Source organism: Psychrobacter sp. 1176_08 (genome assembly GCF_052850615.1).
This window is the reverse complement of sequence record NZ_VXCU01000001.1, coordinates 589,300-603,794: the sequence shown is the minus strand read 5'-3', so window position 1 is coordinate 603,794 and position 14,495 is coordinate 589,300. Positions and strand designations below refer to the sequence as shown.

At 36.5% G+C, this 14,495-nt stretch carries 13 protein-coding genes; all 13 read left to right on the top strand.

Translation table 11 applies throughout. The features are described 5' to 3' along the window. Positions 1–82 precede the first annotated feature (82 nt). The 13 genes from FW759_RS02450 to FW759_RS02390 all read left to right on the top strand — a co-directional run bounded on the left by FW759_RS02450 (position 83) and on the right by FW759_RS02390 (position 14,424). A complete protein-coding gene (locus FW759_RS02450) occupies positions 83–1,060 on the top strand; it encodes an adenosine deaminase family protein (protein ID WP_446442086.1) in 978 nt (325 codons plus the stop codon). After that, complete coding sequence (locus FW759_RS02445) at positions 1,060–1,614, top strand: non-canonical purine NTP pyrophosphatase (RefSeq protein ID WP_353669988.1); 555 nt, start codon at positions 1,060–1,062, stop codon at positions 1,612–1,614. The genes FW759_RS02450 and FW759_RS02445 overlap by 1 nt, the downstream gene beginning before the upstream one ends. After that, on the top strand, positions 1,614–2,411 hold the full coding sequence (locus FW759_RS02440; RefSeq protein WP_353669987.1) for an SIR2 family protein: 798 nt from the start codon (positions 1,614–1,616) through the stop codon (positions 2,409–2,411). Before FW759_RS02445 ends, FW759_RS02440 begins: the two co-directional genes overlap by 1 nt. Before the next feature lie 175 nt (positions 2,412–2,586). Continuing rightward, positions 2,587–3,444 (top strand): PP2C family protein-serine/threonine phosphatase, encoded by an 858-nt coding sequence (locus FW759_RS02435; protein WP_353669986.1) that lies wholly within the window; start codon positions 2,587–2,589, stop codon positions 3,442–3,444. A 54-nt stretch (positions 3,445–3,498) separates the two neighbouring features. Next, positions 3,499–4,584 carry a helix-turn-helix transcriptional regulator gene (locus FW759_RS02430; protein WP_446442085.1) on the top strand — a complete coding sequence of 362 codons (1,086 nt, stop codon included), beginning with the start codon at positions 3,499–3,501 and terminating at the stop codon, positions 4,582–4,584. 92 nt (positions 4,585–4,676) lie between these two features. After that, positions 4,677–5,708, top strand: a complete 1,032-nt coding sequence (locus FW759_RS02425) for a PD-(D/E)XK nuclease family protein (RefSeq protein ID WP_446442084.1) — start codon at positions 4,677–4,679, stop codon at positions 5,706–5,708. Positions 5,709–6,254: 546 nt separating this feature from the next. Continuing rightward, complete coding sequence (locus FW759_RS02420) at positions 6,255–6,695, top strand: DUF1810 domain-containing protein (protein ID WP_353669981.1); 441 nt, start codon at positions 6,255–6,257, stop codon at positions 6,693–6,695. A 49-nt stretch (positions 6,696–6,744) separates the two neighbouring features. Further along, complete coding sequence (locus FW759_RS02415; RefSeq protein ID WP_446442083.1) at positions 6,745–7,986, top strand: PDDEXK-like family protein; 1,242 nt, start codon at positions 6,745–6,747, stop codon at positions 7,984–7,986. A 60-nt stretch (positions 7,987–8,046) separates the two neighbouring features. After that, positions 8,047–9,060, top strand: a complete 1,014-nt coding sequence (locus FW759_RS02410; RefSeq protein ID WP_446442082.1) for a leucine-rich repeat domain-containing protein — start codon at positions 8,047–8,049, stop codon at positions 9,058–9,060. Between the two features lie 126 nt (positions 9,061–9,186). Further along, entirely contained in the window at positions 9,187–9,966 is a 780-nt protein-coding gene (locus tag FW759_RS02405; protein WP_446442081.1) for a hypothetical protein, read from the top strand. A gap of 68 nt (positions 9,967–10,034) precedes the next feature. Then, positions 10,035–11,096, top strand: coding sequence for an HNH endonuclease domain-containing protein (locus FW759_RS02400; protein ID WP_446442080.1), 1,062 nt, complete (start codon positions 10,035–10,037; stop codon positions 11,094–11,096). 32 nt (positions 11,097–11,128) lie between these two features. After that, the gene (locus tag FW759_RS02395) at positions 11,129–11,524 is read left to right on the top strand and encodes a (deoxy)nucleoside triphosphate pyrophosphohydrolase (protein WP_446442079.1); all 396 of its coding nucleotides are present in this window, start codon (positions 11,129–11,131) and stop codon (positions 11,522–11,524) included. Next, positions 11,524–14,424, top strand: coding sequence for a DUF3427 domain-containing protein (locus tag FW759_RS02390; RefSeq protein ID WP_446442078.1), 2,901 nt, complete (start codon positions 11,524–11,526; stop codon positions 14,422–14,424). Before FW759_RS02395 ends, FW759_RS02390 begins: the two co-directional genes overlap by 1 nt. Positions 14,425–14,495 lie beyond the last annotated feature (71 nt).

Below are 14,495 nucleotides of genomic sequence, written 5' to 3'. Positions count from 1 at the left end.
GAAAAGTCTTTATTAATAATAGAAGATTCCTTTAAAATCAACGGAATACCAAATTATAATGAACTAACCCATGTGATAATAAATGAATTTAGACAGTATAAAAAAAATGGTTAAAGGCGAGCTACACGTTCACCTAAACGGATTAGTAAGCACTGAAGTTATAAAAAAAATGATCCAGGATGAGTTATGTGAAATACCACAGAATTTTGATTTAAGCGTAGATTTAAATATATTGAGGCCTGCACAATCCCTTATAGACTATTTGCGGCCTTGGCAAGTATTAAGACTTATACCAAGAAATAAAGATAATCTTAGACTTATCGTAGAAAGTGCATTTGAAAACCTTAAAGCTGATAGTGTTTCTTTTGTCGAAATTCGGAACAGCATAGTTTATATAGCTTCTCTTAATAATATTTCCGTAGATAACGCGCTACTTTGGCTTATTGAAGAGATAGAAAATGCTTCATATAAATACCAGATTAGAGCAGGTTTGATTCTAACAGTTTCAAGGGGTAGTCATACTAATGAACATCTTAAGATGTTACTTCAAGCATATAAAAATCTTAGTTTTCCCGAGTGTGTTATAGGACTTGATCTTGCAGGTAACGAAGACATTGACCCTCCAAAAGAGACAGCCCATTTATTTCTGAAAGCTAAATCTGAGTATGGTCTTAAAATTACTATCCATGCTGGCGAAACAGGCAATTACGAAAATATTAGAAAAGCTATTATAGAGTTTGGTGCAGATCGGATTGGACATGGAACGGCTGCATCGAAATCGGATGAAGTTATGGGGCTACTCAAAGATAGAGATATATGTCTTGAGGTGTGTCCTATTAGCAACAGACTTACCAAAGCAGTTGGTGAGTATGAAGAGCATCCTGTCAAAACTTTTATTGCTAAAGATGTGCCCTTTGTGATTTGCTCTGACAATCCAGCAATTCATGCTTCTTCTCTTAGTTTTGATTATTACAGGTTTCTAAGTGAAACAAATAGTGAACAACATCTAAGAGACATGTATTTAAATCAGAAAAAATATAGTTTTCTAGAGAGAATATAATGAAAATTCGCTTTCTTACTAAGAATGATCACAAAGCGGCTGAAGTTAGTGCAATCCTTATGGACACAGGGTTTGAAGTGGTAGCAGCTAAATACGTAATCAACGAAATTCAAACTGAAGACGTCAATATGCTCGTTAGAGATAAGGTCTTAAAGGCTTTCGAGATAGTGGGGCGTCCCGTATTTGTTGAACATACAGGGTTATATATAGAAAGTTTAAATGGCTTTCCAGGAGGCTTAACTCAAATATTTTGGGATAAACTACAAGCAGATAAATTTTCTGAGCTTTTTGGTTTTAGTGAAGATAATGGACTAATAGCAAAAACGGTTATTGGTTATTGCGATTCTATGAAAATACATATGTTTGAAGGAGAGGTCAGAGGGACAGTTGTAGATCAGCCCAGAGGAAACCGCGACTTTCAGTGGGATTGTGTTTTTATTCCCGAAGGACAAACAGAAACATTTGCAGAAATGGGTTTACGTAAGAATGAAATCTCAATGAGGAAAATTGCGTTCGATAAGTTTAAATCGTTTTTAAAGGACTCTACAAAATAATGGAACAACTTCTATCATCCTTTAAGAAAGGAAATGTCATACTATTCGTTGGAGCAGGCGTTTCGATGAACTTAGGTTTGCCTTCATGGAGAGCGCTAATAGACAAAATTGCTGAGGAATTAGGCTATGACGCTGACATATATCAGACTTTTGGAAATAATTATGCTCTAGCAGAATATTATAAGCTAAAGAAAGGCAACATTGGACAGCTAAGAAGTTGGATGGATAGGAAGTGGCATTCGGACAGCATTGATATATCTACATCAAAAGTCCATGAGTATATTGCCAAAGCTGAGTTCCCTATAATTTATACAACAAACTACGATCGTTGGATTGAGAAAGCATTAAGTAATTATGATATACCCTACAATAAGATAACGTCTGTTGCAGACCTCACTGAAGTAGATAGAAATAGTACGCAGGTTATCAAGTTTCATGGTGATTTTGATGATGACTCATCTATAGTGCTAGGCGAGACAAGTTACTTCGAACGCTTAGAGTTTGAGACACCATTGGACATAAAACTACGCGCAGATGTCTTGGGTAAATCAGTCCTATTTATTGGGTATAGCTTAGATGACATTAATTTAAGGTTCCTTTTCTATAAATTAACTAAATTGTGGAAGAACAGTGCGAACGGAAGAACACAGCCAAGGTCGTATATTTTTTCTCCCATACCCAATCCTATCCAAGAAACGATACTTGAGCAGTGGGGTATAGACGTAATTTCTTCAGAAACCGAAGATTTAGGCTACGCACTTGAAGAATTTCTCAGTAAGTTTCAGTCGACTAAATAAGATTTGATTACTTCCTTCCTCCAATTGTGTCGGATACTACTACAAATAACTTATCCGTTTCATCATAAATCACTGATGAACGTCGAATTAACCAATTTTATATTCCAACCTAGAAAATAAAATTATAGGTTGTTCACTATACTAGCCTCTATGATAAACATATAGGTTTGCCATCATGACTGCTTCTCCTAATAATCGCCCTTCACAAAATCCTCGCTCTATTGCACAAGCTTGTGCAATTACTTTCCTAGGTAATGCCAGTAATAACTTGCAGCAAGACGCCTTTTTCTTTTTAGACAATTGGTATCAAGAAAACTTAGGTGTGATGGCAGTGACACCAGTTGTATCACCATTTTGCTTAGCAGTGTCGGATGGAGTAGCAAGTTCTAATTACTCGCAGCACTGCTCAAGGGCAGTGGTAAAAGCAATCAGACGGTTATGGAACGATCAGAAGAGTATCTGCTCAGATAATATTCATCAACTGATTAATCAAACCAAGCATTCATCTAAGCGTCATGGTGCAGCGGCCACCCTTGCGATGGTTGCCTGTGAGTTAAATAGTGATGGAACAATAAAGGCAGTGATAACGCATGTGGGTGACAGTCGTGTTTACCAGTTATCTAAAGGTGCGTCACAATGGCAGTGCCTAACGCGAGATCATAACTTGCTAAATGAACTTATTGATCAGCAAGCACAAGAGCAAGGTCGCAAAGTAGAGTTTTCTGACTATAACCGAGAAGGAATGGCAGGGAGTCTATATAGCATCACAGAGTGTTTTGCATTGACGGCTGATGATGGTCTTTTGAGTAGTGAAGCGCCAGAAGGCAACTCTTGCACTATCGATGTTAATAGCGGTGACTGTATCGTGGTTTGTACGGATGGTATTCATGACTTAGTACCGAGCCACGAGTGGCAACCTGTCAGCACTGAGACTGATTTACAGAAGTGGTTAATTGCTCTTAAAGACCAAGTCTATGACTCAGAGGGTAATGCTTATGATAATGGCACTGCGATTTTGGTTCGTTTTGATTGAACATGTATTTTAATCATGAGTTGTTTACTTCATCAATTTAATAAAGAGGCTACTATGCCAGCATGTCCAATCGCCAGCTATACAAAGTCAGCACGTCTATTTGCTTTATATCAATGTTTGCCTCGAAGTGAGGCTGATGCTGTATCACTGACACAGCTTATGCAAAACTACGGTGATGATCCTGGTAATTATACAAATGAGCGTAAAAATTTAGAAAACGATCTGATTGGCCTAAATCAAATCTTTAACGATATCTTCTATAGTGAGGCTCTGGTTCGAGTACCGAGATGGGGAAAAATAATCAGCGGCAAGACGGCACGATTTTATATTGAACCCAGCTTTAGTATTGATGTCCTTAACGAGCAAACCGTGTTCTTTTGGGAGATGTTGGATAAATATACCGCCAACTATTTGCCAGTGTCTTTTAAGCAAAAAATTACAGATAAACTGACTCAGTTAGATCGACAAGAAAAAGACAGATTTAATCAAAGTTCTTTAGGGCATTGGCAAGATCATCTCATCAGTTTGCCCAGTGTCGTGCAAGCACCAAAGCTTGATAGTAAAGTGCTTGCTAGTATCCATCAAGCATTGCTACAGAGTCGTCAATTACAAATAAGGTATCAAAACAAATGGGAAGGACAGCCAACTCAAAGAGTGGTGTATCCCAAAGGGCTGATCTTTATTGACAATATGATCTATCTCACAGGTTTTAATCCTGTTGATGATCATATCAATGATGACATACTTTTAAAGGCGCATCGTAATTTTGCAGTCAACCGTATTGCCGAGGCAGTAGTCATAGAGAAGCCAATACCTGACTGGATAGGGCGTGATGCTTTTTCATTAGAGCATTTGCATCAACTGGGTAAGTTAGAGCCGACTATTGATGGCCAGATTAAACTGGTTTTAAAAGTACAAAAGTATGCCTGTCAGCATTTATACGAGCGTCCCTTATCGACAGATCAGAGTATTACGGTCATTGATGACACTTGGAATCAAGTTAGTGCTACCGTTTCTAATACCTATCGCTTGCAAGATTGGCTGGTAAGTATGTCGCAATTGTCTGTCGTTCTTGAACCACTGGAGCTAAAGACCGTTGTTTTTGAGCGTCTAAAAAGGGGGATGCAGCTTTATAAATGATATTTAAGTGGATGTTTTTCCATATTGTTTGTATCTATATATCAATAAATAATTACACTATTTTTTTTATAAAAACCAATTAAGGATTAATTATGGTAATGCCCAATTTATTTAAATTTGCTACTTCCGAGCTTTCTCAAGATGCATTTATATGCTGGTTACTTTCTTGGGCAAAAAAAGAGTATCAAACAGGAGATGACAAACAAAAGGCGCTAAATAAAATTGCAAATAAGGTCCTAGCATTATTCTTCGACAAAGCTGGTAAAAATTTACCGAGTAGCATCGACGCTATAGTTGTGCAACGTCAAGTCAGTAATATCGATATTCTATGTATTATCAATGATACGTACTGTGTACTAATCGAAGACAAGGTAGGTAGTATTCAGCACTCAGATCAACTGGTTCGATACAAACAGTTTATGATTGATGAGCATTCTCAAGTATTTGAAGAAGATAAAATTGTTGCTATTTATTTGCAGACCCATGATCAAAGTAATTATAAAACAGTGATTAAAGACGGTTTTTATCCTGTGGCTAGAAGAGATTTACTAGATATTTTTGACAGTGAACAAGTTGAAGCTCTGAAATATAGCGATATATATACCAATTTTTATGATTATCTTCAATCGATTGAAAATGCAGTGCAAAGTTTTAAGCACTTACCAGTCAGCAAATGGGGACACAAAGCTTGGATAGGCTTTTTTCAATACCTACAATCGCAATTAGGAGAGGGAAATTGGGGTTATGTGGCTAACCCTGCAGGGGGATTTATGGCATTCTGGGGACTTACTCGTAGAGTAGGTGATATGGATATTTATCTACAATTAGAACAAGATAAAATTTGTTTTAAAATGGCTATACCTCAAAAAGAAAACCGTAGCAATCTTAGGAATAGATTTTATAAGTTATTCGTAACAGAAGCCGCTAATTTTGAGTTAACAGTCAATAAACCTAAGCGTTTTGGTTTAGGTAAGCATATGACCTTTGCTGTACTTGATACAGATATTATTAATAATAATAATGAGAATGTAGTGAATTTAGAAGATGTAAATCTACTGATAGATGAATTACGTAGGTTTATTAATCATGGTGTAGATCAATACGATAAGCAAAACAACTCTTAATTATCATGGATCCTATACGTTAGAATGATTCTCTCTTTTAACAAGTATCTGTCTATGATAGCAACCCCTAAGACACTTTTATATAAGCCAAATATAAAGGAATAACATCCATCAGTTATCACTTATTTTTGTGTTAGTGGTGATTGATATTGCATTGGCTTATTTCACTTACTGAAAAACAAACACTTTTTATTAGTAGGTATACAGGCAACTGACAGCGAAATGGAGAGCTTGGATATCGGAGAAGGTGTTGTTAGTCGTCAATTTAATGAGGTCTAATAAGTGATGACAGTCTTTTTATCAGTACTATCTGATAGAGATAAAATTGGTGTAGATGCTATCGATAGCAAAAAATCCTGCCAAGTTGATACAGACTAGGTAGGCTGATGGACATGCAAGATTCAGAACAAGTAGAAAGCGCTGTTAATCATCTGCTCAATCAAACTCCTAAAGTTCTTAGTATTGAGTATAAATGTGGTTTGAATTGCATTCTAAATACGGCAGATAGGCAAACTACTATTACTTAAGTAGCAAGGAACACAGCAAATGAAAACTATTAATAAAAACTTGTTCGACGATTTTATCCAAGCTCAAGATACTATCTATTCACAAGTGATTGAAGAGCTGACCCAAGGGCATAAACGTACGCATTGGATGTGGTTTATCTTTCCGCAGGTTAAAGGGTTAGGACAAAGTACAATGGCTCGACGCTTTGCAATAGAAAGTCTAGAGCAAGCAAAAGCGTATTTGCAGCAAGATGTGCTCGGAGCACGGTTGATAGAATGTGCTGAATTACTATTGCTGCATCTTGATAAAAGTGCTTTAGATATCTTTGGTTCCCCAGATAACCTAAAGCTGCAATCCTCACTAACGTTATTTGCTTTTGCAGCTGGTAACAAGTGTGTATTTGAGCAGCTTTTGTACCAGTTCTACGCAGGCAGTTACGATATAAACACTATAAAAATATTAAAGCAATTGAGTGATTAATAACAAGACTAAAAACAACTGAATGATATTTTAAAAAGGATGTATGAGCATGAGTGTAGTGCAAAGTTTGATAAACGATGTTAGCCAAAAAATCCATGCTTTAGAGACCGCGCAAGCGCTCTATAGTCGTCAACTGTCTCCAGACTTCAGTACTTTTGATTATATTAATACTGATGAATTGGGACTTAGCCGTATTTTAGCGGCTCTGCTTGATCCTAAAGGGAGCCATGCTCAGCAGGAGAGCTTTTTAAAATTATTTGTTGAGCATTGTTTGCCTACTATACATAGAGATGATAAGTGGCAGCTTTTTCTTGATAATATCGAAAAAACGGAAGTTTTTCTTGAAGAAGTGACTGGGAAAAGTAACAGTCTACGTCGCATGGACATATACCTAAGATGCAAGGTGGATGATGAAAGTTACGGTATTTGCATTGAAAATAAACCCTATGCAGTAGACCAACCTAATCAACTGATTGATTATTATAATGAGCTTATAGCAAAAGGTCATACTGACCCTCAAATTGTTTATCTAAGTGAATATAACGATACCCCAAATCCAGCAAGTGTCGATGCAGAGACATTAAAATGCTGGATAGATAAGAAGCAATATAGCCATCTTCGTTTCAGTGATCTGATTGGTTGGCTCAAAACGTGTCAAGTAGAATGCCAAAATCCTAGTGTCAGCGAGTTTATTGCACAGCTCATTAAGTTTATTCAAAAACAGTTTATGGGGATAGAAGATATGAATGAAGACAACGCAATTTTAGAGATTATTAAAAAAAATGCGGCTACTATTGATGCCAGTATTAAGGTATCTAACACTGTAAATCGGATGAAGAAAGAGCTGATAGCGAAACTGAAAATCGATTTGTTAGCAAAATATAAAAAAGCTGATTATGAATTAGATATTAGTTATATCGGCGAAGGCAGAAGATACGAACAGATTAGATTCATAATTCCTGGCTATGATATGGGATGGATCTGCTTTGAGTTTGATAGTGCAGATTTTGATCGTCCAATTCTAGGTATTAAGTTCACCTCTGTAGAAGCCGCCAAAGCTTGTCCATATACAGAAAAGATGAAAATGGTATTGAATACGATGCTAACTGATAAAAAAGTGAACTCCTCTGCTCAATGGCCTGCTTATTACTACTTTGATCCACAGGATTGGAAAGGTTCGAGTGAGGCATGGTTAATGATAAATGAAGGAACGATGGCAGATAAAATTCTGGGAGAAATGGATGTCGTTTTTAATACTTTAAAAGCGAATGGTTGTTTTACGAAATATTAGTTTGAAAACACTTTATTCAAGGGTTCTGTCCTCACTCCACTCGATAAAGGAATTCAAAAAATGACTAAAATTAACAATATATCAGATACTACTACTACAAAAAAATGGATGACAGATCTTTGGGCATGGGCCGATGAGTTTGAGGTTTCTGAAGAGGATTTACCACGGAACGAAGCACATTTATTGACGATAACAAATTTGACTATTTGCTCTGACCAGATTACTGAGTTGTCTGAAAGTATCGGTTACTTGCAAAATCTAACCCATTTAGCCCTAAACTGCGAAGCGCTTAAGCGTTTACCAGAGTCTATAGGGCAGTTAAGCCAGTTAGAGAGACTGACGATTACTAGTGATAAGGTTAAGCAACTTCCTAAGAGCTTCGCTAGGCTAACTAGTTTGAGTTCGCTAAACATTCCTACTCACTTAAACAATCAGTTGCCCTCGACTCTTATGAATAAATATCGTAATGAAAATAAAAGGTTATGTATAGAGCGTATAGCTTTCACTTCGTTATATAAACCCTTGGAAAATAATTATGGCTTATCTCGCTACGGATTTTTCCTTATTAGTGATAATTGGGACGAAAAAGCACTAATTGACCTGAAGTTTGAAGCAGCACCAGATTTCTTACTCGGTTTGCAGACGACTGAAAAAAGCATCAATCAATTTGATGTGGTAGATGGCGTTATTATTTGCGAGCCTGATGAAGTACAACAAGTAATGGAAATGTTTAAACCTACATTTTATGAAGGTTATGTGTCTATAGACCATGCAGATATTGAAGAAGCGCTAAGTTTTGCAAGACCTGCTAAGTTTATACAAGTTAGCGCATTAGAAATGTCTAAATTGGACAAGGTATTTAGTCAGGTAATTGATCGAATTCCTAAAGATATCACTATAAAAGCTATGATGTTTCACGCTAGAAGCAACCGTGAATTTACGCTTGATGAGTTTAAAATTGTATCAGATACTATTGATAAAATGGATATAGAAGATGAACATATTTTCTATAGCACAGAAGTTGTCGATAAGCCTGAGCACTGCTGGATGGGTATAATATATATGGTTGGGTAGTTGTATTAAATGCAAGTGTAGTAGATGGCTCTTAATCGCTGCTATCATACTGTTATTGGGCTTTAGCTGCTTAAAATTTCTTACTTAAATTGATCTACATTTTTTTAATTTTAATAGGGGGTTTTTATGAAAAAATTTATTCAGATAATGAAAAACGATATTGAGGAATTTCACCTAAGTCGGAAAATCAGTCGGGCACAGGAGTTGTCAGAACAAACTGGTATGCATGTTAATCATAATGAGTATCCTGCATACTTTTTTGGTGACCCAAAAGCAGAATTTGTGTTGGTACATCTTAATCCTAAACAGCAGGATAACAAGTCAGATGTATATGAAGAAGATTTTAAATTTGCTAATTTCGATGAGTATTATAATTTTCATCGATACTATGGCAAAATTCATTATGGTAAGAATTCCAAAAAGACTCTTAAATCGCCCTTTGATCTTAAACAAATTAGATTTCTTAAGCCGTTCAATGTTATCGGATTTGATGACTCTGACAATAAATATCCGAACCTAGAAAAAGTTATGGATAATAAGCTGCAACTCGAGTTCTTACCTTTTGGCTCAAGTAAATTCGAAACGGCACTAATGAGGAGTAGCTTATTGGATCCTTATGTTGATACTTTATTAGATACCATTGATAGTCAAAGTAGAAAATATATTATATTTTGTGGCAAGGTGTTTGAGAGTGTGCTTAAGGATTATATTGTCTCCAAACAGGACTATGAATTTAAACTATTAAAAACAGATGGCTCAATTGCCAAAAACAACTCTAGCTTCTCTAAAATACTTTTAGATTTTAATGGCAATAAGATTTCAGCTGGTATTGCTCAATCTTTTGCTCAACAGGGCTTGAATATGTCAGAGTATGGTAAAAAATGTTGTGAGTTATATAATAAGTGATTCTTTTTTGATAACTCATATATTCAAGACTTGTGAGTTATTCCTTAAGATTCTATAAGGTCACTATCATGCCAACAGCAGAATTCCAGCTCAACTTTTTAAGACGTATTCAGTGGCTGCTTGAATCTAGCTCCTATACTTCGACCTATAAATTTGCCTTATTAATGGCAATGGTTAATCTGTCTATAGAGACTGGAGTTAGTGATGATAGTGAACACAGTATTTCTTATGAGCAGTTAGCAGAGCAATTTATACAGCTTTATTGGACACAAGCATTACCATACTCAGATCAAAGTAGTAATTCTGTACTCAGACAAAGCAGTACAACAGGGCAGGCTAGTGTTATTAATAGCATTCTAGATTTGCAGCATAAAACTAAGACAAACAGTCTAGCTATAGCCCGCACACAAAACATCAAACTCTGGCAATCGACTATAAAAGATATCGCTTCAACTATCAAAAAGTACCCTGCAAGATATCTGCAAAGTGCGGAGGACAAAGTTAGTCGTGAGTTCTTATATGTTTATGATTCAAAATTAAAGGTAGTAAATTTAAAGCCTGGCATTACATACTGTTTTACACGTTTTAGTAAAATAATTAACAAGCTGTGCCAGCAATACTGGACAGAGTTCGTACGTAAGAACAGTCGTAACCAAATACATTTTAGTGATGATATTGATTTGCAGCAGTTCTTGTTCAATCAATCGCGCCAAAGTCTAAAAGTATTAATACCTATACTGATTGATACTCAACAGGGACAGTGCTTCTATTGTCATAAACCATTGAGAAACAATATCGAAGTTGATCATTTTATTCCTTGGTCGAAATATCCTATTGATACGACTCATAACTTCGTACTTACGGATCATAGCTGCAATAATAGTAAGCGTGATTATTTGGCTGAAGAGTTGTTTTATGAAAAATGGCTAGAACGCAATCAACAACATGGTGATACGATTGAAAAGGAAGCGAAAACTATTGGTTTTACGACCAATCAACTTCGCTCTGAAACAATTAGCCAGTGGGCTTATCAAATAGCAGTGGAACATGAGGATCTAGTCTGGTCACCAGAACCAAGCATAAAACTACGAACTATTAACTCTAGTTTACTGCCTAGGCTTAGGGGCTGATAAGTAAACTTATTATTATCTACTGGACTAAAATGAAGACTATAGAAGTTGTTGCCGCCGTTATTGTTAATGATGGGGAAATACTGTGTGCTCAACGTGGCAAAAATAAGCTGGATTATCTTTCTGAGAAATTTGAGTTCCCAGGAGGTAAGTTGGAAAGTGATGAAACGCTAGAACAAGCATTAGCTCGTGAGATAAGGGAAGAGCTTAATATGTCGATTAGCGTTGACCGTTTATTACTAACAATTGAACATGTGTATCCAGACTTCAAAATTATTATGCACAGCTTCATTTGTTATACGCAAAGCCGTGCTTTGTTATTGAATGAACACTTACAAGTACTTTGGTTAGGTGTGAACGAGCTTGATTCGCTGGATTGGGCTGCTGCTGATCTTCCAATTGTAGAGCAGCTAAAGGCTATTATGTAATGAGCGATAAAATTCAAGAGCTACAAAATGCGCTGATCTCTGGCTTTATAGATCATACGCGAGCTTCGAAGCATACTTTTAAACCAGAATTACTAGTGAATGATGGTCAAGGTAGAAAGGTTTTAACTTCAATTAACTCGCATTTGCAATTTTGCGATAAGTTCTGGTTTTCTGTTGCATTTGTCACCACCAGTGGTATCGCTTGTCTAAAGCAAGAGTTGATGGAACTCGAAAGAAAAGAGATTCCTGGACATATACTTGTTTCGCAGTACCTCAATTTTACCCAACCAGAAGCATTGCGTGAACTACGGAAGTTTAAAAATTTAGATGTGCGAATTGCAACAGATTCTAATTTCCATGCGAAAGGATATCTATTTAGTTCATCTGACATTCATCATTTAATTATTGGCAGCAGTAACCTAACAGCGAATGCCTTAACGTCAAATAAAGAATGGAATTTGAAGGTAAGCTCTAGTAACTCTGGTTCTCTTTCTCAACAAGCCATACATGAATTTACGCAAGAGTTTGATTCTGCATTGCCTGTAACATCCGACTTTATTGAGCGTTACGAACTAATATACCAGCAAGCCAAGGCACTCTCTCAGCAAATAAAACAAGAGTGTAGTCAGGAGTCGGTAAATTCTATTGAACCTAATAAGATGCAGCAAGAAGCACTGGGAAACCTGACAGCGTTGCGTGCAGAGGGTAAAAATAAAGCGTTACTGATTTCTGCTACTGGGACCGGGAAGACATACCTTTCTACCTTTGATGCACTGAATGTCAATCCTAAACGCTTACTGTTTATCGTTCATCGCGCAAACATAGCTAAGAAAGCTTTACAGACCTATCAAACCATTTTTAAAAATGACAAAACATTTGGTCTATATAGTGGTCAATCAATGGACTCTGAGAGTGATTATATATTCTCAACCCTACAGACTCTCTCTAGAGAAAATCATTTGGCAAGATTTTCTCCTGATGCATTTGATTATATTGTTATTGATGAAACTCATCGTGCTAGCGCTTCATCGTATCAAAAAATATTAGACCACTTTACTCCTAAGTTTCTTTTGGGTATGACGGCAACTCCAGAGCGGACTGATGATAGCGATGTATTTGAGATTTTTGATCATAACATTGCCTATGAAATTCGCTTACAGAAAGCGCTAGAAATGGATATCTTAGCGCCGTTTCATTATTACGGTGTGACAGACCTAAGTATTGATGGCGAATCTATAGATGACACTTCAATGCTCAATCTGCTTATCAGAGAAGATCGTGTTAAGCACATCCTTCACTATATCGATCGCTATGGCTGTGACAATGGTGATGTTCGCGGCCTCGTGTTCTGCTCTAATATTCAAGAATGTAAGGCTTTGGCTGATATCTTTAGTAGCCATGGTTTACCATCCATTGCATTGACTGGGGAGAACTCAGAAGAACAACGTGACAGTGCAATAGAGCGTTTAAAATCCTGCAATCCAGTAGATAAGCTTGATTATATTTTTTCTGTTGGTATTTTTAATGAAGGAATCGATATTCCTTGTGTTAATCAGATTGTGATGCTGCGGCCAACAGAGTCGGCAATCATTTTCGTTCAGCAGCTAGGTCGAGGTCTAAGAAAGTCACAAGATAAAGACTATCTTACCGTCATCGACTTTATTGGTAACTACAAAAACAACTTCATGGTACCTATCGCTTTATACGGTGATGAATCCTATAACAAGGATACATTGCGTCGCTTATTAGCTAGAGAAAGCTGCTTTATTCCAGGCTCGTCCACGGTAAGTTTTGACAGAGTTGCAAAAGAGCGTATCTATCAAGCGATTGATACTGCGAATCTACAAACCAAAAAAGATCTATTGAAAGACTATAACTTACTTAAATATAAGTTAGGTTACGCACCTATGATGATGGACTTTATTCGTCATGGTTCCCGGGATCCTTTCTCATATGTGGAGTATGCCAAATCTTTTTATCATTTTGCCAAACAGCAAGAAAAAGATGCCTTACCGGCTCTAAATGATAACGAACTAAAACTAATTAGCACCTTCTCAAAAGACATTAATAACAGTAAGCGTATTGAAGAAAGCTTAGTGCTAAAAGCTCTTCTTACGGAAGAAGCTATTACGGTTGATGCTTTGGCATTGACTATAAAAGAGCGATACGGTTATAAGATGAACTCTGAAGTTGTATCGTCAGTGATTAACAACCTCAACTTAGGCTTTGTGACCGAAAAACATGAAAAAGAATTCAAGCCTGTAGGTGAAATTTATGGTTTTAATGTGGTTGAATTAAAAGAGGGTAGGTTCTGTTGGCATCCTGACTTCTTAGTTTATTTAGCCAACGACACTTTTGAGCAGTTTTTAATAGATAATACAGATTATGCTATTCATCAATACAGTGAGCAGTTCAAACTGTTTGATTTTTTTGATGGTTTTCAGTTATATCGCAAGTATTCACGTAAAGATGTTTTTAGGATTTTAAACAAGTCAGTTAATCCTCTCGCTCAGAACGTTGGTGGGTATATGGTTAGCCAAGATAAAACCAATTGCCCTATCTTTGTGAACTATCATAAATCTGAGGACATCGCTGACACTATAAGATATGAAGATGACTTCATTAATGAGTCTGTATTTAGTTGGATGTTTAAATCGAGACGAACGTTAAACAGTCCAGAAGTACAGTTATTCAAAGCGCATCATAGTGGATTTCGTATTCCTTTATTTATTAAGAAACACAACGACGAAGGAAATGACTTTTATTATATGGGCGACATGTCACCAAGAGCTGAAAGCTTTGAACAAACCACTATCTCTGGCGTTTCTGTGGTGAAAGTCGAGTTTGATATGCATACAGAGGTTCGAAGTGATATCTATAAGTACTTAATTGATGAGTAGAAAAGTAAGATTTATCGCTTGAAATTTCTGATGGTTTTGAATAGATCATTCTAATCTGCTAAGCCTATTCT

Excerpts from the sequence above, each read along its gene's own strand:
- FW759_RS02435 (WP_353669986.1), top strand. The coding sequence starts at position 2,587 with ATGACTGCTTCTCCTAATAATCGCCCTTCACAAAATCCTCGCTCTATT.
- FW759_RS02390 (WP_446442078.1), top strand. The coding sequence starts at position 11,524 with ATGAGCGATAAAATTCAAGAGCTACAAAATGCGCTGATCTCTGGCTTT.
- FW759_RS02395 (WP_446442079.1), top strand. The coding sequence starts at position 11,129 with ATGAAGACTATAGAAGTTGTTGCCGCCGTTATTGTTAATGATGGGGAA.
- FW759_RS02430 (WP_446442085.1), top strand. The coding sequence starts at position 3,499 with ATGCCAGCATGTCCAATCGCCAGCTATACAAAGTCAGCACGTCTATTT.
- FW759_RS02410 (WP_446442082.1), top strand. The coding sequence starts at position 8,047 with ATGACTAAAATTAACAATATATCAGATACTACTACTACAAAAAAATGG.
- FW759_RS02415 (WP_446442083.1), top strand. The coding sequence starts at position 6,745 with ATGAGTGTAGTGCAAAGTTTGATAAACGATGTTAGCCAAAAAATCCAT.
- FW759_RS02420 (WP_353669981.1), top strand. The coding sequence starts at position 6,255 with ATGAAAACTATTAATAAAAACTTGTTCGACGATTTTATCCAAGCTCAA.
- FW759_RS02405 (WP_446442081.1), top strand. The coding sequence starts at position 9,187 with ATGAAAAAATTTATTCAGATAATGAAAAACGATATTGAGGAATTTCAC.
- FW759_RS02450 (WP_446442086.1), top strand. The coding sequence starts at position 83 with ATGAATTTAGACAGTATAAAAAAAATGGTTAAAGGCGAGCTACACGTT.
- FW759_RS02440 (WP_353669987.1), top strand. The coding sequence starts at position 1,614 with ATGGAACAACTTCTATCATCCTTTAAGAAAGGAAATGTCATACTATTC.
- FW759_RS02445 (WP_353669988.1), top strand. The coding sequence starts at position 1,060 with ATGAAAATTCGCTTTCTTACTAAGAATGATCACAAAGCGGCTGAAGTT.
- FW759_RS02400 (WP_446442080.1), top strand. The coding sequence starts at position 10,035 with ATGCCAACAGCAGAATTCCAGCTCAACTTTTTAAGACGTATTCAGTGG.
- FW759_RS02425 (WP_446442084.1), top strand. The coding sequence starts at position 4,677 with ATGGTAATGCCCAATTTATTTAAATTTGCTACTTCCGAGCTTTCTCAA.